The sequence below is a fragment of the Nocardia sp. GTS18 genome, assembly GCF_013839555.1.
Taxonomy (GTDB): Bacteria; Actinomycetota; Actinomycetes; order Mycobacteriales; family Mycobacteriaceae; genus Nocardia; species Nocardia rosealba.
This window is the reverse complement of record NZ_JACBIU010000033.1, coordinates 17,135-38,849: the sequence shown is the minus strand read 5'-3', so window position 1 is coordinate 38,849 and position 21,715 is coordinate 17,135. Positions and strand designations below refer to the sequence as shown.

The 21,715-nt window shown below is 66.7% G+C and carries 20 protein-coding genes; 17 read left to right on the top strand and 3 right to left on the bottom strand.

Annotated elements, in window-relative coordinates; genetic code table 11:
• Complete coding sequence (locus HYG95_RS21035; protein WP_181700298.1) at nt 1-1,386, top strand: FAD-binding oxidoreductase; 1,386 nt, start codon at nt 1-3, stop codon at nt 1,384-1,386.
• Between the two features lies 1 nt (nt 1,387).
• Here HYG95_RS21035 and HYG95_RS21030 read toward each other — a convergent pair whose 3' ends face one another.
• A complete protein-coding gene (locus tag HYG95_RS21030) occupies nt 1,388-2,491 on the bottom strand; it encodes a cytochrome P450 (protein WP_370465868.1) in 1,104 nt (367 codons plus the stop codon).
• A 214-nt stretch (nt 2,492-2,705) separates the two neighbouring features.
• Here HYG95_RS21030 and HYG95_RS21025 point away from each other — a divergent pair, with 214 nt between their 5' ends.
• From HYG95_RS21025 to HYG95_RS21000, 6 genes are all read left to right on the top strand, one after another.
• On the top strand, nt 2,706-3,734 hold the full coding sequence (locus HYG95_RS21025) for a 3-oxoacyl-ACP synthase III family protein (protein ID WP_181700293.1): 1,029 nt from the start codon (nt 2,706-2,708) through the stop codon (nt 3,732-3,734).
• Between the two features lie 6 nt (nt 3,735-3,740).
• Nucleotides 3,741-4,607: a hypothetical protein gene (locus tag HYG95_RS21020; RefSeq protein WP_181700292.1), complete on the top strand. Its 867-nt coding sequence runs from the start codon at nt 3,741-3,743 to the stop codon at nt 4,605-4,607.
• Entirely contained in the window at nt 4,604-4,966 is a 363-nt protein-coding gene (locus HYG95_RS21015) for a hypothetical protein (RefSeq protein WP_225278892.1), read from the top strand. Before HYG95_RS21020 ends, HYG95_RS21015 begins: the two co-directional genes overlap by 4 nt.
• Before the next feature lie 13 nt (nt 4,967-4,979).
• Nucleotides 4,980-5,735 carry a glycosyltransferase family 2 protein gene (locus HYG95_RS21010; protein ID WP_370465867.1) on the top strand — a complete coding sequence of 252 codons (756 nt, stop codon included), beginning with the start codon at nt 4,980-4,982 and terminating at the stop codon, nt 5,733-5,735.
• Nucleotides 5,732-7,258, top strand: a complete 1,527-nt coding sequence (locus tag HYG95_RS21005) for a class I adenylate-forming enzyme family protein (RefSeq protein WP_370465866.1) — start codon at nt 5,732-5,734, stop codon at nt 7,256-7,258. The genes HYG95_RS21010 and HYG95_RS21005 overlap by 4 nt, the downstream gene beginning before the upstream one ends.
• A gap of 138 nt (nt 7,259-7,396) precedes the next feature.
• On the top strand, nt 7,397-7,810 hold the full coding sequence (locus HYG95_RS21000) for a type II toxin-antitoxin system VapC family toxin (RefSeq protein WP_181700290.1): 414 nt from the start codon (nt 7,397-7,399) through the stop codon (nt 7,808-7,810).
• Here the strand turns inward: HYG95_RS21000 and HYG95_RS20995 are convergent.
• Nucleotides 7,778-9,082, bottom strand: coding sequence for a hypothetical protein (locus tag HYG95_RS20995; protein ID WP_181700288.1), 1,305 nt, complete (start codon nt 9,080-9,082; stop codon nt 7,778-7,780). The two genes, HYG95_RS21000 and HYG95_RS20995, sit on opposite strands and share 33 nt — an antisense overlap.
• A 200-nt stretch (nt 9,083-9,282) precedes the next feature.
• On the opposite strand from HYG95_RS20995, the gene HYG95_RS20990 reads away from it, so the two are divergent.
• The 4 genes from HYG95_RS20990 to HYG95_RS20975 all read left to right on the top strand — a co-directional run bounded on the left by HYG95_RS20990 (nt 9,283) and on the right by HYG95_RS20975 (nt 11,778).
• Nucleotides 9,283-10,002, top strand: coding sequence for a DUF4352 domain-containing protein (locus HYG95_RS20990; protein ID WP_255495593.1), 720 nt, complete (start codon nt 9,283-9,285; stop codon nt 10,000-10,002).
• A 122-nt stretch (nt 10,003-10,124) separates the two neighbouring features.
• Entirely contained in the window at nt 10,125-10,403 is a 279-nt protein-coding gene (locus HYG95_RS20985; protein WP_067491422.1) for a hypothetical protein, read from the top strand.
• Entirely contained in the window at nt 10,400-10,723 is a 324-nt protein-coding gene (locus tag HYG95_RS20980; RefSeq protein WP_067637425.1) for a hypothetical protein, read from the top strand. The genes HYG95_RS20985 and HYG95_RS20980 overlap by 4 nt, the downstream gene beginning before the upstream one ends.
• Before the next feature lie 305 nt (nt 10,724-11,028).
• Nucleotides 11,029-11,778, top strand: coding sequence for a peptidase inhibitor family I36 protein (locus tag HYG95_RS20975; protein ID WP_181700286.1), 750 nt, complete (start codon nt 11,029-11,031; stop codon nt 11,776-11,778).
• Nucleotides 11,779-11,901: 123 nt separating this feature from the next.
• Here HYG95_RS20975 and secA read toward each other — a convergent pair whose 3' ends face one another.
• On the bottom strand, nt 11,902-14,703 hold the full coding sequence (gene secA, locus HYG95_RS20970) for a preprotein translocase subunit SecA (protein ID WP_181700285.1): 2,802 nt from the start codon (nt 14,701-14,703) through the stop codon (nt 11,902-11,904).
• Between the two features lie 264 nt (nt 14,704-14,967).
• Here secA and HYG95_RS20965 point away from each other — a divergent pair, with 264 nt between their 5' ends.
• The 6 genes from HYG95_RS20965 to bluB all read left to right on the top strand — a co-directional run bounded on the left by HYG95_RS20965 (nt 14,968) and on the right by bluB (nt 21,711).
• Nucleotides 14,968-16,377, top strand: coding sequence for a wax ester/triacylglycerol synthase family O-acyltransferase (locus HYG95_RS20965; RefSeq protein ID WP_181700283.1), 1,410 nt, complete (start codon nt 14,968-14,970; stop codon nt 16,375-16,377).
• Nucleotides 16,378-16,387: 10 nt separating this feature from the next.
• Nucleotides 16,388-16,939, top strand: coding sequence for a hypothetical protein (locus HYG95_RS20960; protein ID WP_181700328.1), 552 nt, complete (start codon nt 16,388-16,390; stop codon nt 16,937-16,939).
• A 147-nt stretch (nt 16,940-17,086) separates the two neighbouring features.
• Complete coding sequence (locus HYG95_RS20955) at nt 17,087-18,220, top strand: ferredoxin reductase (protein WP_181700281.1); 1,134 nt, start codon at nt 17,087-17,089, stop codon at nt 18,218-18,220.
• A 161-nt stretch (nt 18,221-18,381) separates the two neighbouring features.
• Nucleotides 18,382-19,716 (top strand): fatty acid desaturase, encoded by a 1,335-nt coding sequence (locus HYG95_RS20950; RefSeq protein ID WP_181700280.1) that lies wholly within the window; start codon nt 18,382-18,384, stop codon nt 19,714-19,716.
• Nucleotides 19,717-19,810: 94 nt separating this feature from the next.
• Nucleotides 19,811-21,052 carry a fatty acid desaturase gene (locus tag HYG95_RS20945; RefSeq protein ID WP_181700278.1) on the top strand — a complete coding sequence of 414 codons (1,242 nt, stop codon included), beginning with the start codon at nt 19,811-19,813 and terminating at the stop codon, nt 21,050-21,052.
• Nucleotides 21,053-21,075: 23 nt separating this feature from the next.
• On the top strand, nt 21,076-21,711 hold the full coding sequence (bluB, locus tag HYG95_RS20940) for a 5,6-dimethylbenzimidazole synthase (RefSeq protein ID WP_181700276.1): 636 nt from the start codon (nt 21,076-21,078) through the stop codon (nt 21,709-21,711).
• The last annotated feature ends 4 nt before the right edge of the window (nt 21,712-21,715 follow it).

Here is a 21,715-nt window from a genome sequence, read left to right as displayed (position 1 = left end):
GTGACATCGACGCAGGGGACATGCACGGCAACGCGACGGCGTCTGAGCGGGTGGGGGCGTACCGCACCGAGCGTCGCCGAGCTACTGCGCACCCCCGATCTGGACCTGATCGCCGAACGAGTGCGCACGGCCGGCGCACGCGGAGTGATCGCGCGCGGGCTCGGCCGCAGCTACGGAGACCCCGCCCAGAACGGCGGCGGCCTGGTGGTCGACATGACCGCCCTGGACCGGATCCACCGCATCGACCCCGACAGCGGGATCGTCGACGTGGACGCGGGCGTGAGCCTGGACGCGCTGATGCGCGCCGCCCTGCCCTACGGCCTGTGGGTCCCGGTGCTGCCCGGCACCCGCCAGGTGACCGTCGGCGGAGCGATCGCCGCGGATATCCATGGAAAGAACCATCATTCACAGGGCAGCTTCGGCAACCACGTGCTTTCGCTCGACCTACTCACCGCCGACGGCGACCTCCGCACCCTGACACCCGACGGCGACGACCACGAATTGTTCTGGGCCACCGTCGGCGGGATGGGACTCACCGGAATCGTCACCGGTGCACGAATCCGGTTGAAGCACACCGAAACCGCGTACTTCCTCGTCGACAACGACCGCACCCGCAATCTCGACGAGACCATGGAATTGTTCACGGGTGGCTCCGACGACGGCTACGACTATTCGATGGCGGTACCCGACACCATTTCCACCGGGGCGAAGCTCGGCCGGGCGGGTTTCAGTCGTGGGTCGCTGGCCACACTCGATCAGCTACCTCCGAAACTGCGCGCCAGGCCGCTGACTTTCGATGCGCCACAACTGTTCACGGTGCCCGACATCTTCCCCAACGGCATGGTCAACGCCGTGACCACGCGCATCGCCGGGGAGGCGGCGCACCGGATGTTTCCACGCCGGGCACGCGGTCGGATCCAGAATCTGACGCAGTTCTATCACCCGCTCGACCTGCTCGGGGAATGGAATCGCGCCTACGGCAAACGGGGTTTCCTGCAATACCAGTTCTCGATGCCCTTCGGCGCCGAACAACACCTTGCCGACACCGTCCGCGCCATCGCCGAATCGGGCAATCACTCGTTCCTCAATGTGTTCAAACGCATGGGCGCGAGCAACCCGGCACCCTTGTCCTGGCCGCACCCCGGCTACATGCTCAGCCTGGATTTCGCCTTCACCGGCGGCCTCGGCCGGTTCTGCGCCGAGCTCGACGAACGCGTCCTCGCCGCGGGCGGCCGCCTCTACTTCGCCAAGGACTCCCGCACCACCCCGCGGATGATCGAAGCGATGTACCCCCGCCTCGACGAGTGGCGGCGCACCCGGAACCGAATCGACCCGGAGGGTATATTCGCCTCCGATCTCGCCCGCCGCCTGCGTCTCCTCGGCTGACTCAGATGAGCCGGATCTGCAGGGATTCGTAAGTGGGGATGAAGACTTTGCGGCGGTAGCGGCGCTCGACGATCTCCCACGGACGGCCTGCGGCGGTGAGGGATTCGAGGAGGGCGGTCAGTTCGGAGTGGACCAACTGTGCGCCGAGGCAGAGGTGGCGGCCGCCGCCGAACCAGAGCTGGCGGGTTTCGGGGTTGTAGTCGCGGTGGATGTCGAAATCGCCCGCGGCGTTGTTGATGGTCCAGGTGAGGATCTTGACGTGGTCGCCGGCTTTCAGATCGCGATCGGCGACGCGGACGTCTGCGGTGACGGAGCGGCCGACGAGGTAGGCGGGGCTCGTGACGCGCAGGGTTTCGCGGACCGCGTCGGGGAGGCGGTGGGGGGCGGCGAGCAGGGCGCGGTGCTGGTCGCTGTCGTGCATGATGGCGACCATCCTGGTCATGGCGCTGGCCAGGGTGTCGGTGCCCGCGACCGCCATGAGGATCGCCAGCCCGGCCGCGTGTTCGACGGCGAGACCGAGTTCGCGGCAGCGGCCGAGGGTGGTGTCGGGGTCGGCGCGCTCGTAGGCGGCGGGAACATTCACGGCGAGCCGGGTGGCCAGTTCCCTGGCCCGCGCCACCGCGACCGGGTCGAGGGTGGTGGAGGTCATGGTGCCGAAACCCAGGTTGACAAGCTCCTCCACATGATGGAACAGGCGAAGGAACAGCGCGTCCTGATCGGCGTCGGGATCGCCGCCGATGGCGGCGGCGATGTCCTCGGGTCGCATGCCGACCAGATCGGAGACGCTGCGGCCGACGAGGATCTGCGCGCGGGCCGCAATGTCGACGGTCTCGCCCGCCGCCAGCCGCTCTCGCAGATCGCGCAGATCGGGACCGATGACCCGCCGGACCAGGGCATCGGTGTGGGTGAGGGTGAACAGGTCACGCACCTTGGTACGCAATTCGGTGTGCCCAGGGCCTTCGAACAGGTCCTGCACCCAGTCACCGATCACCTGCGACCACCAGTGCCCGGCCGCGCCCTCGGAGACGATGCTGAAGTGCGTGCTGTCGTTGTAGATCTGCCGGGCGATCACGGGATCGGCGACGAACCAACCGAGTGCGGGCACTTTGCGCACCGGCCGCGCGACCCGTCCCAGCAGCAATAAGCCCGGTAACCAGGGCTGACCTGCGGCTAGTAGGGTGAGTTCACGGCGACGAGCAGTACTCCACACCCCGGCAGAATCTAGCTGACCAGGCCCGATTAGTGAAGGTCTGTGACTAGGATCGGCGGGACGCGCGGTGGCGGAGCCGGCCTTCGCGCGATAGCTGGAAGTGACACACATGGTGAGATCGACAATCGAAGCGATCGGCGCGTACCTGCCGTCCCGCGAGCTGACCACGACAGAACTGATGAGCGGACTGGCCGTCGAGGCGCCGCTGGATCTGGAGAAGGTCAGCGGGGTCAGGGCCCGCCGGGTGCGCGGTGAGGACGAGGACTCGTTCACCATCGCCCTGGCCGCGGCCCGCACCGCACTGGACAACTCACGCTACGAGGCCGCCGACCTCGATGTGGTGATCTCGTGTTCGATCACCCGCACCCGTGGCACCGACTTCTGTCTCGAACCGTCTTTCGCGCTGATGCTGCGCAACACCCTCGGCGCCACCCGCGCGATACATTTCGACGTGTCCAATGCCTGCGCGGGCATGCTGACCGGAGTTCTGGTGCTGGACAGGATGATTCGTTCCGGCGCGGTGAAACGCGGCCTGGTGGTCTCCGGTGAGTGCATCACCCCGATTTCCGACACCGCCGTCCGCGAGATCTCCGAGAAGTACGACCCGCAGTTCGCTTCGCTCACCGTCGGCGACGCGGGCGCGGCCGTGCTGCTCGAGGCCACCGACGGGCCCGGCCTGGACTATGTGGAACTCAATACCAGCGCGGCCTACGCCAAGTTGTGTCTCGGTATGCCGAGCGACCGGAGCGCGGGCGTTGCGCTCTACACCGACAACCGGGCGATGCACAACGAATCGCGGTACCTGCTGTGGACCTCGCGTCAGCAGCGGTTCCTCACCGAGCGCGACTCGAGTTTCGCCGCCGAAGGCTACGACTACCTGATCCACCACCAATTCAGCGGCCCGGCAGTGGAATTGATCGACAAGATCGCCGAGCGCGAGTTCGACTCGGTGATGCCACCCAAGCTCGCCGTGCTCGACAAGTACGGAAACACCGCTTCGACTTCACATTTCGTCGTTCTGCACGACGCGCTGCGGGACGGCCGGATCGCGCCGGGGTCGAAAGTATTGCTCGTGCCCGCCGCCTCCGGGGTGGTCGCGGGATTTTTGTCGGTGACACTGGGCGATCTTCGGGTATAGGACAGTATGGGAATTATCATTTCGGCGGCAATCACATGCACCGGCGGCGTCAGCTCGGTGGGTCAGGCGGCCGAGGCCGCCCGCGCCGCGCTCGACGCGGCGGGCTGTCCGCACGAGCAGGTCGACGCGCTCATCAATGTCGGGGTGTACCGCGACGCCAACCTGGTGGAACCGGCGGTTGCGGCGCTCATCCAGCAGGCCGCCGGTGTGGGCCTCGAGTACCGGCCCGGCGATGTGCCGTGCCTGTCGTTCGATCTGATGAACGGCGCCTGCGGGCCGGTGAACGCCATCGGCGTGGCCGCCTCGCTGCTGGCCGACCTGCCCAACGGGCACGTGGTGATCGTCTCCGGTGACGCGCATCCGTCGATGAGCGCGGACGCGCACTTCCCGTTCCAGCCGGTCGGTGCGGCGTTCGTCCTCGAGAACCGGGCCGACGTGGCCGGTTTCGGTGACGTCCACGTGAGCGCCGGCGACACCCTGCCCGACGCGCAGGGGTATGTCGCGCTCGCCGAGATGGGCGCCGAGGGTCGCTCCGCGCTGACCGTCGAACTCGCCACCGGCACAGCCGAACTCGTCGAGCACGCGGTCATCGCGGCACGCGACGCGCTGACCACCGACGGTCTCGACGCGGCCGATACAGTACTGGTGTGCGGCAAGCCGACGCCGGAATTCGCCACCGAACTGGCGCGCGAACTGGGCGTCGCGGCGGTGGTGACCGACGACTTCGCCGGTGATGCCCATACCTCCGCCCTCACCGGTGCCTACGTCGCCGCGCGAGCGGCGGGACACGACAATCGTGCGCTGCTGTTCGTCGCCGCCGACGGCGGGCCGACGGCGGCGGCGGTGACCTACCGAGGACAGGGAGTGCGGTGAGCAGTCGTCCGTTGCATGCGGTCTCTACGGAGGGTGATTTCTGGCAGGTGAGTGTGCCCCAACCGGGCCGTCACCGGGCCGAACCCCCGCGTGCCCCGAGCCGCGAGGCGGTGCTCGCACTGCGGGCGATCCCGGTTTTCGGGTGGTTGTTCCTGATTCTCGGTGTGGTCCGCCCGTTCCGCGCCAAGCTGCTGCGGGTGGCGTTCTGGATCGATGTGGTGCTCAGTGTCGGCGTGCATGCCGCGCAGATCCCGGCCGCGCGGCGGGTGGCCGCCGAACGCGGTATCCCGGCCGGCCGCGCCGCGCTGATGACGATGCTGCTCGGCGCCACCTGGTGGAAAACCCTGGGCGAGCCATGACCAACCGGCGCCCGTGAAAAAGCCGCTGTGGGTGGTGATCCCCGCGTTCGACGAGGAACGCGGGATCGAGGCGACGCTGGAAGCTCTTGCCGCCCAACGCGACACCGATTTCACGGTGGTCGTCGTCGACAACAATTCGACCGATCGCACCGTCGAGGTGGTGCGTAAATTCGCCGCGGCGCACCCCCTTCCGGTGATCGAGGTGATCGACGAGGCGCAGAAGGGCACCGGCGCGGCGGCCGACACCGGTATGCGGTACGCCATCGCACAGGGCGCGGAACTGCTGGCTCGCACCGACGCCGACTGCCTGCCCGCACCGGACTGGACGCAGCGGATCCGCGCCGGGTTCGACTCCGGGCTGCGCCTGGTGAGCGGGCAGCTGATTCCCCGGACCGACGAGGGGGTTTCCTGGCGGGACCGCACAATCATCCGGGTCGCGCTCGAGGTGGCGTCGCTGTTCGGAAAGGTGCGCTCGGGCAATCGTGACCCGAGATATCTCGGGCCGTATGTGATGACACCGGGGTGCAATATGGCCATCACCGCCGAACTCTATTCGGCCGCAGGTGGATTCCCGCGTACCGCCATCGAGGACCTGCACGAGGACCGTGCCCTCGTGAACGCGGTGCGCACCATCACCACCGATTACGGGCTGCGCCGTGACGTGCGGGTATACGGGTCGAACCGGCGGGTGCGCGCGTGGGGTATTCGCAAGACGCTGGCCTGGTACGCCGATCACCGGTACCGGCCCGAGGTGGTCGACATCCGGTGAGCTCGTTGTTTCCCGATTTCCTCGACCGTCTCGCCACCCACGCCACCCGCATTCCGGACGCCTCCGCGCTCGGAACCGTCGGGAAGCGGGCGCTCACCTATCGAGAACTGGTCGACACGATCGGCCGGGTGGCACACAATCTGCGGATCGCCGGGTTGCGGCCGGGTGATCGGATGCTGTTCTCGATCCGGCCATCGGTGAATTCGGTCGGCTTGATCTTCGGCACCATCGCCGCGGGCGGGACCATCGTGTTCGTGGATCCCGGCGTGGGGCCGGAGTTGTTCGCCAAGCGCATCGCTCTCGTCGAACCGCGCTGGGCGGCAACAGAATCGCTGCTCTATGCGGTGAGTGGGCCGCTGGCCGGATTCGGGCGCAAGCGGGGGCTGACGTTGCCCCGGTTCAGCGAGCTCGAGGTTCGGCACCTGCACAGCGGGGTGTGGTTGCCCGGCACGCCCATGCGATCTCTCCCGCTGCGCCGCGTTTTCGGTGATGCGCCGGATTCGTCGCTGCCCCAGGGTGATCCGGAATCGGACGCACTGATCGTGTTCACCTCGGGCACCACCGACGAGCCGAAAGCCGTTGTGCATACCCGAGCTTCGCTCAGCGCAGGGCTGGCAGCGATGGGTGGGCAGACCAGCCTCGCGCCCGGTGCGTTCCTGCACACCGAACAGCTCATGATGGGCCTGCCCGCGCTGATGTCGGGTGCGCGCTGGGCCATGCCGAAGTATCCCCGCTTCGGCACCCACATCGATCCGGTGCGGTTCACCCGCAACCTGCGCAGCGCCACCCACGCCTTCTACACACCCGCCGACCTCGCCGTCGCCCTCGACGCGCTGGAGGCGGGCCGGATCGCCGCGCCGCAGTACCTGCGTCAGGTCGCGCTCGGCGGCGCGCCGGTAACGGCGGCCCTGCTGCGGCGCGCACAGAAGTCGCTGCCGGACACCGAATTCCTCGCCGTCTACGGCATGACCGAGATCCTGCCCGTGGCTGTCGCCACCGGCGCGGACAAGCTCGCACACGACGGCGACCTGCTCGGCACGCCTGTTCGGGGCGTCAAGGCACGCATCGCCGACGACGGCGAACTCTTCCTGAGCGGCCCCAACCTGTGCCGCGGCTACCTCGGTTCCCCACCGATGACCGAGATCGCGACCGGCGACCTCGCCCGCTTCGACGGCACCCGACTGGTCCTCACCGGACGCAAGAAGGACATGATGATCCGGGGCAAGACCAACATCTATCCCGGACTCTACGAACCGGCGATCGCCGGCGTCGACGGGGTGCGCGAGGCCGTGCTGGTCGGGCTGCCCGACGAGATCGGCGACGAACGCATCGTCCTCGCGATCGTCGCCGAGCCAGGCGCGGGCGATGTGGTCGACCGCCTCCGCACGGCGCTACCGCAGCTCATCGACACTTCCGCCCTCCCGGACGACATCGTGGTCGTCGACCGCATCCCTGTCACAGGCCGGACAAGCAAGCCCGATCGGACCGCGCTGCGCGAAATGGTGCGGGCTCTGCTGCCATAACCGCATCCGTAGCATTCTGTACACGCCGTAGCAGCAGAGTGTCCGAACTCGCGCGCACCAGCGCGACCTTGCCTGCTGTCGGATACGAACAGTGGCGTGCCGACCTCGATGCGATGATCGATCCGGAAGTCCCCGGCCGTGAGTGAGGCTGCCGAACCTCTCAATATCCTGCTGGACACTTCGGTCCTCATCGATTACGCCGAGATCCACACCGAGCTTCCCAGTCAGGCCGAAGCCGCGATCAGCGCAGTCAGTCTCGCCGAACTCGCGGCCGGAGTCCACGCGGCGAAGGACCCCGTGCATCGAGCACAGCGACAACTCCAGTTCCACTGGGTAGTACGAACATTCGATCCCTTGGTATTCGACGCCGAGACAGCGCATGTTTACGGATCATTGGCTTTACTGGTCGAACAGCTCGGCCGCAAACCCCGCAGTCGCGTCGCAGACCTGCAGATCGCCGCGACCGCTGTCCAACATGCACTGCCGCTCTACACACGGAACCCGAGCGATTTCAAGGACTTAGGACCTCTGCTCAACGTTGTCCCGGTCTGAGTAATCGGCTATGGCGATCATGGTGTCGGCCAGGGCTTCAATGGTTGCCCTGGGGAGCATGGTGTCGACGTAGCAGAAGGTGATCGACATGGTGTTGTCGAAGGTGGCGACGCCTACGGTGAGGGCGCTGGCGCAGGAGTTGGTTCCCGCCACCGTGACGTCGGTGATGTGCAGGGGCTCAGGGGTTTTCGGTGCGGTTACCAGGCCGAGGTTGCTGAGGGTGACGTTCCAGGGGGCGCGTCGGTCGATGAGTTCGATGGTCCGCCTGCCGGATTCGAGGGTGCGGGGACAGCCGTAGCGGATGGCCGCCAATGAGCGGAGATCGGTGTGGCGGGCGATTCCCCTGTCCAGCTGGGCTTTTGCGGATCGCGCGGCGTCGGGCAGATTGGCACCGAAGGGGACGAAGGTGGGGACTACTGCGGTGAACATGCCTGGTTCGTCCTCGGCGGGCGGCGGATTCAGGCGGGTGCGGATGTCGACGGGGATGCCGATACCGACCGTGCCGGTCTCTTTCGGTGTATAGCCGCCGATCGCCTCGGCCAGCGCTGCTGCCAACAGCGCGTTGACAGTGACACTTTCGCGTTGGCAGCGGGCTCGCAGAGCAGTGAGCTTCTCCCCTGCGAGCGTGCGCACGACCGTGCGGGTGCGGCGTATCGGCAGCGGTGGCGGACAGCCGGGCAGGCTTACCGCGCGGCGGGCGAAGGCGGTGAGCTGGGCGGACACATTCGTCCACAGGCAGCGCGACATTCGGGTCTGCGCGGGAGGGATGAGATCATCCGGCGCCGGAATCACCGGGCGGGCGGTGACCACGGGTTCGGCTCCGAAGGCATAGGCGAGCAGTCGCCAGACGAGCGCGACCATCGAACGCCCGTCGAGATAGACATGCGAGAACACCACGATCAGGTCGTGATGCTCGTCGTCGGTCCCCGGCCGGAAGGCCAGATCGACGATCCGACCCGGCGCGGTCGCGGAGTCGACCGGCGTAGCCAGCTGAGTGTCGAACACGGTACGCCAGTCATCGAGACCGGCGACGATGCGATGCAACACCGGCAGATGTGGGTCCGCCGACGCGACAAAACACGGCCCCTCCCCCACCACCGACCGCAACAACGGAAACTCCGCGACCAGCGCTTCGGCCGCGGATTCCAGCCGATACGCACCGATGGGCCCCCGCACCCGAATCCGCACCACACAATTCGCGGGCGACAACTGATCCACCAGCCAGAACCACCGCTCCGACGCCGACAACGACCGCTCCACCGCCACCCGCATCGCCCGAGCGTACGACGCCACCCGCCCGCTCGAGGTCGTGTTCACACACCGCGCCGCAAACCAGACGCAGGTCTGCGTTATCCCTAGAACTTCCATTCGGAGCTGAATCGAAACCCTCGACCAGATGATCCGCTGACAGAATTTCCTGATCAAGCAGTAAAAATCCCAGTGCGACTATCACCGAACCGAGGTGTTTGGACATGTCGAATCCACAAGATCCATCGCATGATCAACCGCACGGCGAGCAACCACCGCACGGGCAGCCGCAGTACGGCGGCGGACCGGGATACGGCGGGCAGCCCGGATACGGCGGACGGCCTGGTTTCGGTGGGCAGCCGGGATACGGCGGCCAACCGCCGTACGGTGCGCAACCGTATCCGCCGCAACCGCCGAAGAAGAAAAGCAAAGTGTGGTTGTGGGTGTTGCTCGGTGTGCTTGCCCTCGTCCTGGTTGTGTGCGGCGGTTGTTTCGCGCTTCTCAACAACGCCAGCGATGACACCACCAACAGCTCCGACCGCGCGTCGTCGGCCGCTCCGGTGGGCTCGGAGGTCAGAGACGGCAAGTTCGCTTTCGTCGTCACCCAGGTCGACCCGCCGGTGGCCACCGTCGGCGACAACGAATACACAAAGCAGACCGCACAGGGTGAATACATTCTCGTGCACGTCGACGTCACCAACATCGGCGACGAAGCGCAGTCCTACTTCGGGGAGAACCAGAAGCTCATCGATGGCGCGGGCAAGGAATACTCCAACGACACCGGCGCCGAGTTGGCCATCAATCCCGATCTGACCTCGGAGATCAATCCGGGTAACAAGAAGTCGGTCATCATCGCCTTCGACGTTCCCACGGGGACCGATCCCGCGGCCCTCGTGTTGCATGACTCTATGTTCTCGAACGGTGCGCGCGTGGCTTTGAAATAGGCCGGAACCGCACGCACCGCCACCGCATCGGCCCCGGGCGCACGAAGCGCGCGGGGCCGCGCACGTACCGGTTCGATACACAGCTCTTTCACAGTCCGTTACTACGTGCGTATTATGGACTTATGGGTTTCGAGTGGCCTGATTGGGCGATCGCTCACCTGATCGGCATCGAACCCAGCGAGGTTCGGCAGGTCCTCGCAGCGTCACGACGGTGGCCGCGCCCGGCCTTCGACGGCCAGGTGACCGTCTTGACGGTGTGGGGGCGCACCACGGCCGGGCGTCCGTTGATCGTGGTGACACGTCAGCGCGACGACTGGACGTGGGTGATCATCGGCGCACGGACGATGCGTGCCGAGGAGCTGGCGCAATTCGAGCAGTGGGAAAGTGGGAATCCATCATGAGCGATCAGGACTTTCCGTCCAGCCGAGAGGAACTCGCCGATTTCATGGACCGGCTGAGTTTCTCCGACGAGCCTGCCGACGCGCCGCCCCGACTGCCGGCCAACGAGGACATCATGGTGACCACCTCGATTCGGTTACCGCTCGGCCTGCATTCCCGGCTCAAGGATCTGGCCGACGAACGGCGCGTCGGAGTATCGACGCTACTGCGCGAATGGGCCGAGGCCGCCGTCGCCGAAATCGACGACGAAGACCACATGATCTCCCTGGCCGAAGCCAAACGCGCCCTCTCCCGAGTCCACCCCATCCACCGCGCCAGCTGAGCGCCCCGACTAGATCGGCGCAGTATTCGCGGCCGTCAGCACACGCACCGCGTAGATGATGCCCGGCGCGTTCGCCGGCCTCGAGCGGCTTGCTCAGGGGTGATGGTGCCCGCGCGAACGAAACGGCCGATGGCGGACAGAACCTCGACCGTCCAACGCCGAGTCCCGCTCGGAGCGTTCATCGCCCGCCGCCGTCATAGCCGAGAAGTTCGTTGTGCTGAGCAATCGAAACCACGCCCGAGCGCGGGTTTCGTTGCGGACGGAACCGGCTGCGGGAGAGCAGCTTCCAGTTGCATTCTGACGCCGTGCGGACAGTGTTCACGGTGATACTCGCGGTGCTTGTCGGGTTCGGTGCGGTGGCATGTGACCACGAGAAGGCGACCGAGACGACACAGGATGTCGTGTGCGAGATGGTGGTGCCGGTCGTCGAGGTCATCGCGCTGAAACTGCGCGCGGGGGTGACGGTGACGGCGGCACTGGTCACGGCGGCCACCGGGATCGCGCTGAGCGCGGCCTGTGAGTACGTGATCGATCGGCTCGGCGCGGCGCCCGACGAAGAACACACCGTTGAGCTCGAAAGCGGAAACGGCAGCGAGACAACGACAGTCAGCGCCAAGACATTCACCAGCGTCACCGAGGACTGGTGCAACAAGACCGGCGGCTGCACCGGCTTCGAGCGCTGCCCCACCTCGTATGTGTGCGTGTTCACCGGACACGAAGGCGCGGGCAAGATGTCGCTGTTCAAGATCGGTTCACCCGACCTGAGCGGCCAGCACATCGATGCCGCCGCCGTCTCGGTGTTCAATCGGACCGGCAAGACGGTCACCCTGTTCGACACCGCAGGCCACGAGGGCGACAGCTACACCATCGCCGTGTCGACCAAGGGGAATCTGCCCGAGGAATGGCAGGGCCGCGCCCGGTCGCTGACGGTGGGACCGGTGCCGACCACCTCCTCGAAGACGACCACCACGACAACCGCACCGGTCCCGACGAGCACGACGCGCAAGCCGACCACCACGACGTCGACGGTGACAACCGCCGCCCCACCCTCCTGACCGAGTGCATTGCCTTTCTCACCTCGCAGCGAGAACAACGGTTTCGGGGCCGATGTGTTCGAGCACATACAACGAAGGCTCCCACGAATAATCGTGGGAGCCTTCGTTGTTCAAGAGAACCGATCAGCGGCGGCGCTTGCCCTTGGTTTCGGTGCGGGCGGCCTCGCGGCGTTCGCGGCGGGTGCCGGTGGTGGGGCGGCCGCCGTATTCCTGGGCGTCGGAGTGGGATTCGGCGCGGCCGTCCTCGGCGGGACCCGAGTAGTTCAGGCCGCGCGGGGTGGACTCGTCGATTCCCTTGGCGCGCAGGGCAGGCGGGGCCTGGGTCTGCGGAGCGGCGTCCTGGGGGCGGGGGGCGCCGACCGGGGAACGCAGGCCCTTGTCGATGGAGACGCCTTCGGGCTGGGGCTGCTGGACCTCGACCTGCAGGTTGAACAGGAAGCCGACCGACTCCTCCTTCAGGCCTTCCAGCATGGCCGCGAACATGTCGAAGCCTTCGCGCTGGTACTCGACCAGCGGGTCGCGCTGGGCCATCGCGCGCAGGCCGATGCCCTCCTTGAGGTAGTCCATCTCGTAGAGGTGCTCACGCCACTTGCGGTCCAGGACCGAGAGCAGGACCTGGCGTTCCAGGTTGCGCATGGCGCCCTCGCCCGCGAGGCCGTCGATTTCCTGTTCGCGCTTCTCGTAGGCGTTGTGCGCGTCCTCGAGCAGAGCCTCACGCAGTTCGTCGCGGGTGAGTTCGCCCGCCTCGCCCGCGGCGGTCTCGCCCGCCAGCTCCTTGTAATCCAGGCTCACCGGGTACAGCGTCTTCAACGCGGTCCACAGCTTCTCCAGATCCCAGTCCTCGACGTAGCCCTCGGCGGTCGCGCCGTCGACGTAGGCGGTGATCACGTCGGTGATCATGTTCTGGACCTGACCCTCCATGTCCTCGCCACGCAGGATCCGGTTGCGCTCGCCGTAGATGACGGTGCGCTGCTGGTTCATCACCTCGTCGTACTTCAGAACGTTCTTGCGGATCTCGAAGTTCTGCTGCTCGACCTGGGTCTGGGCGCTCTTGATGGCCTTGGAGACCATCTTCGCCTCGATCGGCACGTCGTCGGGCAGGTTCAGGCGGTTCATGATGGCCTCGAGCGCGGCGCCGTTGAAGCGGCGCATCAGCTCGTCACCCAGCGACAGGTAGAACCGCGACTCGCCCGGGTCGCCCTGACGACCGGACCGACCACGCAACTGGTTGTCGATACGACGCGACTCGTGCCGCTCGGTGCCGAGCACGTACAGGCCACCGGCCTCGCGCACCGTCTCGGCGTCTTCCTCGGTCTGCTTCTTCACCTGCTCGAGCGCCGAATGCCAGGCGGCCTCGTACTCCTCGGGGGTGGTGACCGGGTCGAGGCCCTGCTTGCGCAGCAGGATGTCGGCGATGATGTCGGCGTTGCCGCCGAGCACGATGTCGGTACCACGACCGGCCATGTTGGTCGCCACGGTGACCGCGCCGGGCCGACCGGCCTCGGCGATGATCTGGGCTTCCTGCTCGTGGAACTTCGCGTTCAGCACGCTGTGTGCCACACCGCGTTTGGTGAACTGCTTGGACAGGTACTCCGAGCGCTCCACGCTGGTGGTACCGATCAGGACCGGCTGGCCCTTCTCGTGCCGCTCCACCACGTCGTCGACGACGGCGTTGAACTTGGCCTCTTCCGACTTGTAGATCAGGTCGGCCTGGTCCTTGCGGACCATCGGCTTGTTCGTCGGGATGGGCACCACACCGAGGCCGTAGATCGAGTGCAACTCGGCGGCCTCGGTCTCGGCGGTACCGGTCATACCGGACAGCTTGTTGTAGAGGCGGAAGTAGTTCTGCAGGGTGATCGTGGCCAGGGTCTGGTTCTCCGGCTGGATCTCGACCTTCTCCTTGGCCTCGATCGCCTGGTGCATGCCCTCGTTGTAGCGGCGCCCGACCAGGATGCGGCCGGTGAACTCGTCGACGATGATGACCTCACCGTCGCGCACGATGTAGTCCTTGTCGCGCTGGTAGAGCTCCTTGGCCTTGATGGCGTTGTTCAGGTAGCTCACCAGCGGTGAGTTCGCGGCCTCGTAGAGGTTGTCGATACCGAGCTGGTCCTCGACGAACTCCACGCCCGCCTCGTGCACGCCGATGGTGCGCTTCTTGATGTCCACCTCGTAGTGGACGTCCTTCTTCAGCAGCGGCGCGATGCGCGCGAACTCGGCGTACCACTTGGAGGAGGCGTCGGCCGGGCCCGAGATGATGAGCGGGGTACGGGCCTCATCGATGAGGATGGAGTCGACCTCGTCGACCACGGCGAAGTTGTGCCCGCGCTGGACCAGGTCGTCCAGCGAGTGGGTCATGTTGTCGCGCAGGTAGTCGAAGCCGAACTCGTTGTTCGTGCCGTAGGTGATGTCGGCGGCGTAGGCCACGCGGCGCTCGGCCGGGGTCATGCCGCCGAGGATCACGCCGACCTCGAAGCCGAGGAAGCGGTGCACACGGCCCATCCACTCGGCGTCGCGCTTGGCGAGGTAGTCGTTGACCGTGACCACGTGCACGCCGTCGCCGGAGATGGCGTTCAGGTAGGCGGGCAGCACACAGGTCAGGGTCTTGCCCTCACCGGTCTTCATCTCCGAGATGTTGCCCAGGTGCAGCGACGCGCCACCCATGATCTGCACCTTGTAGTGCTTCTGGTTCAGCACGCGCCACGAGGCCTCGCGGGCCACCGCGAACGCTTCGAGCAGCAGGTCGTCGAGGGTTTCGCCGGCGGCGTAGCGCTCACGGAACTCGTCGGTCTTGGCGCGCAGTTCCTCGTCGGTCAGCGCCTCGATCTCGTCGCCGTACGCGATGACCTCATCGGCGAGGTTCGACAGCCGCTTGACCATGCGGCCTTCACCAATCCGTAGCAACCTCGTCAGTGTCAGCGCAGGCACGGGTCTCGTCAGTCCTCTGGTCGGAGTCGGGTTCGGGCTAGTGAGCCACAGTGTTGTGGGCAATGGTAGTCCGCAGACCACCGTACCCGGCCGCACGTACCGCTGCCCGGTGTACCGGGTGCTCACATCCGCCCAGGTCACGGCATTCGGTGAGGCGCCTTGCCCGGCATCACGATTCACCTACTGTGCCGTAGGATGTAGCCGGTGCCCGATCTGCGCCTCCGAAGGCGCGCGAAGCGTGCAACGGAAGGAGCATCGGAGCGCGTGATCACGAGATTGACGCCGCAGGACGCGGCGTTCTACCGGCTCGAGTCGAGCAGTAATCCGATTCATATCGGCTCTCTCGCGATCCTCCAGAACTCCTCCGGCGACGGCTCCGGCCAGGTCCTCGACTACGAACAGCTCATCGAGCTGGTCGAATCCCGGCTGCCGCTGGTTCCCCGCTACCGCCGCAAAGTCCGCGAGATCCCGCTCGCGCTCGGCCGCCCGGTGTGGGTGGAGGACAGCCGCTTCGACATCAGCTATCACATCCGCCGCTCCGCGCTGCCCGCCCCCGGCACCGACGAACAGCTCTACGACCTGGTCGCCCGGCTCGCCTCCCGGCCGCTGGACCAGGGCAGGCCGCTGTGGGAGATGTACCTCATCGAAGGGCTGTCCGACGGGCGAAGCGCGGTGTTCACCAAATCGCATTCGGCGCTCGTCGACGGCGACACCGCCCTCGAGATCGGGCACGTGATCCTCGACAACAACCCGCTGCCACGCGAACTGGCCGACGACGCCTGGCGCGCACCACGCGAACCGACCGATGTGGAACTGCTCGCCGGCGCGCTGTCGCAACTGGCCGCGCAACCACGCGAGGCCTACTCGGCGGTGCGCGACGCGGGCTCGAACGCGTTCGGCGTGGTACGCGGCGCCCGGATGGCGGTGCACGCCGCGGCCAATGCCGTCCGCGCGGCGACCTCGGGCGCACCCGACAGCCCGCTCAACGCCCGCACCTCGCGCAGCCGCCGCTTCGATGTGGTGCGCACAGACCTCGAGGATTACCGCAAGATCCGCAGGCATTTCGACTGCTCGATCAACGACACCGTGCTCGCGGTCGTCACCGGCGCCCTGCGCAATTGGCTGCTCTCACGCAACGAGGCACTCGTCGAATCGACGAATCTGCGTGCGGTGGTGCCGATGTCGGTGTACGTCGACGGCGACAACCAGCTGACACCGGCCAGCGAGGTGTCCTCGTTCCTCATCGATCTGCCGGTGGGCGAACCCAATCCGACGATGCGGCTCTCGCACATCTCGCACGCCACCGAGGCCGCGGGCAGGCAGCGCCGAGGGGTGCGGGCGCGCACCCTCGTGCACCTGGCAGGTTTCGCACCGGCCAGCCTGCACGCGATGAGTGTGCGTGCGGCCAGTACTTTCGCCGACAACACTTTCAACCTGGTGATCACCAACGCGCCGGGGCCCCAGAACGCGATGTACATCGGCGGTGCGCGCATGCTGGAGATGTATCCGGTGTCGCCGCTGCTGCGCAATCAGACCCTGAGCTTCGGGCTCACCTCGTACGACGGTCAGGTCTTCTACGGACTCAACGCCGACCGCGACGCCATGGCCGATCTCGACGTCCTCGCGGCGTCGGTGCACGAATCGATGGAGGAGTTGCTCGGTGCCTGTCTCTGAGAACGCCAAGATGCGCGTCTACATCCCGGCGACGATCCCGATGCTGCGGCAGCTGGTCGACGAGCGCGAACTGTTCCCGCTCGGCGCGACCGCGTTCGCGGTGACCCCCGCGCTGCGCGAGGCCTACGCCGCGGGCGACGACGACGAACTCGCCGAGGTGGCGATGTCGGAGGCCGCGCGTGCCTCGCTGCGGCTGATCGCCGCCGAACGCGACGGACTCGACGATGCCGACGACGACACCACCGCGCCGGACGAGGCCGCCGACCCGGGCAGCCCGACCTACCGGCGCTGCGTGATCGCCGCCGACGTCACCGGCGCGAAAATGCGCCCCGACCTCGACGACGCGGTGGTGAAACTGGCCGGGCCGATCACCTACGACCAGGTGGCCTCGGTGCATGTCGACCTGGCCGAAGCCGAACCCCAGGTGGCCAAGGCCGTCGACGTGATCGACGTCGCCGACATGGGCGACCCCGATGCCGAGTTCGTCCTCGGCGACGCCGAAGACCACCAGCTGGCCTGGTACGCCACCCAGGAACTGCCCTTCCTCCTCGACCTGCTGTGACATTGGCGGCTGGCGCCGCGGTTCTCGGCGCTTGACTCCGAGAACACCCAGTCCTTCGGCTGGCGCCAAACCTACGATGCCGTAACCTTGCTGCGAGTGAGCCACCGCGGGTGGCTCGGATGCACGACAGGGAGTAACGGCGAAGCAATGGTCCTGAACAAGTTCCGGGAATGGCTCGAGGCACCGGCGGCGCAGGTCGCCGATCGCGGCGGCGGCAAGCTGAACGTGCTACGCGGCGCGGTCGCCCGGGTGACCACACCCCTGCTGCCCGACGACTACTTGCACCTGGCCAATCCGCTGTGGTCGGCGCGGGAACTGCGTGGGCGCATCGTCGACGTGCGCAAGGAGACCGCCGACTCGGCGACGCTGGTCATCAAGCCGGGCTGGGGATTCGACTTCAAGTATCAGCCGGGTCAGTACATCGGCATCGGCATCCTCATCGACGGCCGCTGGAACTGGCGTTCCTACTCGCTGACCTGCCCGCCGGACTGGACCGGCGAGGGCGGCAAGCGGCTCATCTCCATCGCCGTGAAGGCCATGCCCGAGGGCAAACTGTCCAGCCACCTCGTCAACGGGGTCGCCGCGGGCACCATCGTCCGGCTCGCCGCACCGCAGGGCGGGTTCGTGCTGCCCCAGCCGGTACCCGAGAAGGTGCTCTTCCTCACCGCGGGCAGTGGCATCACCCCGGTGATGTCGATGCTGCGCACCATGGACCGTCGCGACGGTGTGCACGACGTGGTGCATGTGCACTCGGCGCCGACCGACGCCGACGTGATGTTCGGCGCCGAACTGCGCGCCCTGCACGACAAGCACCCGAGCTTCGTCTCGCACCTGCAACTCACCGACGAACAGGGCCTGTTCGCGCTGTCGAGCCTCGACGAGCTCTACCCGGACTGGCGCGAGCGCGAGACGTGGGCGTGCGGTCCCGCGCCCATGCTCGACGCCATCGAAGCGCACTGGAAAGCGGCGGGCATCCCCGAGAAGCTGCACGTCGAGCGTTTCGAGGTGGAACGGTCCGCGGTCGGTGAGGGCGGCACGGTGACCTTCGGCACCACCGGACGCACCCTGACCGTCGACGGCGCGACGAGTCTGCTCGAGGCCGGCGAGTCGGTTGGCGTGCAACTGCCGTTCGGCTGCCGGATGGGAATCTGCCAGACCTGCGTGGTCACGCTGTCGGCCGGACACGCCCGCGATCTGCGCAACGGTGACGAACGCCAGCCGGGCGACAAGGTTCAGACCTGTATCTCCGCCGCGGCGGGTGACTGCACACTCGACATCTGATCCCACCGTCACGCTTCGGTTACGGGTATCCTCGAATCATGCGCCGGTCATATGACTGATCGGCAGCGGCTGGTCTCGGCAGTGACGCCGTAGCGTCACCGCCGGGCCCCTCGTGTGTGGACCGAGCGTGCAGGCCGTCAACCGAACAAGAGAGGACCCCGGTGGCCATCACCGATATCCAGGCCTTCGCCCATCTGACGGCGGCCGACATCGAGACCCTGGGCAAAGAACTCGACTCGATCCGACGATCTGTCGAGACCTCGCGCGGTGAGCGCGACGCCAAATACATCCGCCGCACCATCGCCGCCCAGCGGGCCCTCGAGGTCGCGGGCCGCGCGGTGTTGTTCGGCAGCCGCAACCGCTGGGCGTGGCTCGGTGGCACCGCGTTGCTGTCGGTCGCCAAGATCATCGAGAACATGGAGCTCGGGCACAACGTCAGCCACGGGCAGTGGGATTGGATGAACGATCCCGAAATCCACTCCACCTCTTGGGAGTGGGACCAGACGGGTCCGTCGGCGCAGTGGCGGCGCGCGCACAACTACTCCCATCACACCTACACCAACGTGCTCGGCAAGGACGAGGACCTGGGTTTCGGCATCCTGCGGATGACCCGTGACGAGGCGTGGGAACCCAAGCACCTCGTGCAGCCCGCCGCGAACCTGCTGCTGGCCGCCACCTTCGAGTGGGGCATCGCCCTGCACGACCTGGGGATCGAGAAGGAACTCGCGGGCGTACCGACCAAGCAGCTGATGTCGGAGCCGAACAAGGACTTCGCCCGCAAGGCGGGCCGCCAGGTGGTGAAGGACTTCGTGCTGTTCCCGGCGCTCACCGGTCCGGCCTGGAAGTCGACGCTCAAGGCCAACGCCACCGCCAACCTGGTGCGCAATCTGTGGGCCTACGCCGTGATCTTCTGCGGGCACTTCCCCGACGGCGCCGAGAAATTCACCATCGAACAGCTCGACGGGGAAACCCAGGGCGAGTGGTACCTGCGTCAGATGCTCGGTAGCGCCAACTTCAAGGCGGGCCCGGTCATGGCGTTCATGAGCGGCAACCTCTGCTACCAGATCGAGCATCACCTGTTCCCCGACCTGCCGAGCAACCGGTACCCGGAGGTCGCCGCGCAGGTGCGTCAGCTCTGCGACAAGTACGACCTGCCTTACACCACCGGTTCGCTCGGCAAGCAGTACCTGCTGGCCTTCCGCACCATCCACAAGCTCGCGCTGCCCGACCGGTTCCTCAAGCGCACCGCCGACGACGCACCCGAGACGTCCTCGGAGCGCAAGTTCCACGGCATCTCGCTGCCGGAGGCGCTGCGCGTGGACCCGGAGACCGGCAAGCGCCTCGGCCTGCGTTCGGCGCTGCACGACGCGAAGGTGAGCCTCGAAGCGAAGGCGCGGCACGAGAAGGAAGTATTGCGCGAGGCCAAGGTGGCGCTGAAGAAGCGGGCGCGGCAGGAAGAGGCCGCCCTACGGAAGAGGGCGCGCGGTCTCAGATAACATCTGTGTCTCGATCGCGCAATAGGACACATCCCACAATCCATCGCGGAAATCACCAACCTACGCTCTCGTAACCTACGGTACTGTAACCGCCATGGCGATCTCGGATGTCAAGGAATACGCGCACCTCACCGCCGCGGATGTCGAAGCTCTCGGTGCGGAGTTCGACGCGATCCGCCGCGAAATCGAATCTTCGCGAGGCGAAGCCGACGCCCGGTATATCCGCAACGTCATCCGGTTACAGCGGGCCCTGGAGATCAGCGGCCGCACTGTCCTGTTCGCCAGCTTCCTGCCCCCGGCCTGGCTGGCCGGCGTCGCCCTGCTCGGCACTGCCAAGATCATCGAGAACATGGAGATCGGGCACAACGTCATGCACGGGCAGTGGGACTGGATGAACGATCCGGAGATCCACTCCACGTCCTGGGAGTGGGACAACGCGGGCCCGTCGGCGCACTGGAAGATCACCCACAACTTCCTGCACCACAAGTACACCAACGTCCTCGGCATGGACGACGACATCGGCTACGGCCTGCTGCGCGTCACCCGCGACCAGCGCTGGATGCCGTTCTACCTGGGTAACCCGATCTACAACTTCCTGCTGCAGGCGCTGTTCGAGTACGGCGTCGCGATCCAGCACCTCGAGCTGGGCAAGGTGGCGAAGAAGAAGTGGGACAAGGATTCCCCGGAGTGGAAGCAGTTCGACGCCGACCGCAAGCTGGTGCTCAAGAAGATCGGTAAGCAGGCCGCCAAGGACTACGTGATCTTCCCGCTGCTCACCGGGCCGTCGTTCTTCTCCACCCTCACCGCCAACTTCGCCGCCAATGTGGTGCGCAATGTGTGGACCAACGCGGTGATCTTCTGCGGGCACTTCCCCGACGGCGCCGAGAAGTTCACCAAGGCCGACATCGAGAACGAGACCAAGGGCGAGTGGTACCTGCGCCAGATGCTCGGCAGCGCCAACATCAGCGGCGGCCCGGTCATGCACTTCATGACCGGCAATCTCAGCCACCAGATCGAACATCACCTGTTCCCCGACCTGCCGAGCAACCGCTACGCCACCATCGCGGTGCGGGTGCGCGAGCTGGCCGACAAGTACGACCTGCCCTACACCACCGGGTCGCTGCCGGTGCAGTACTTCAAGTCGTGGCGCACGATCCTCAAGCTGTCGCTGCCCAACAAGTACCTGCGCCACACCGCCGACGACGCTCCGGAAACCAAGTCCGAGCGCCTGTTCGAGGGCAAGGCCGTGCCGACGATCGACCCGGTGACCGGTCGCAGGCGCGGGTTGCGCACCGCGCTGGCCGCCGGACGACGGATGGCGCGTAGGTCTTCCTGACCTCGCAATGCCACACTGCACCGGTGTGTGCTGAGCAACTGAGCGTCTACGACGCGATACGTCTGCGTCGCGATGTGCGCGCCGAATTCACCGGCGAACTCGTCGACGACGACACGTTGTGGCGGATTCTGTCCGCCGCCCACCGGGCGCCGAGCGTCGGCAATTCCCAGCCCTGGGACTTCGTCGTGGTCCGCGAAGCGGCGACCTTGCGCCGCTTCGCCGAGCACGTGGCGGACAAACGCGTCGAGTTCCGTGACGCGCTGCCGGCCGACCGGGCCGCGACCTTCGACCCGATCAAGATCGAGGGAATCGTCGAGAGCGGCACCGGGATCGTGGTCACCCACGACGACCGGCGCGGCGGACCTCAGGTGCTCGGCCGGGCCAGCGTCCCGGAGACCGGTGTGTATTCGACCGTACTCGCCATCCAGAACCTGTGGCTGGCGGCGACCGCCGAACAGGTCGGTGTGGGCTGGGTGTCGTTCTACGAACCCGGGTTCCTGCGCGATCTGGTCGGCCTGCCCGAGGGCATCACGCCCATCGCCTGGCTGTGCGTCGGACCGGTGCACGAGTTCCAGGAAGTGCCGGATCTCGAACGCTTCGGCTGGCGGGCCCGGCGGGCGCTCACCGACGCCGTGCACTACGAAAAGTTCGGTGGCTGAACGC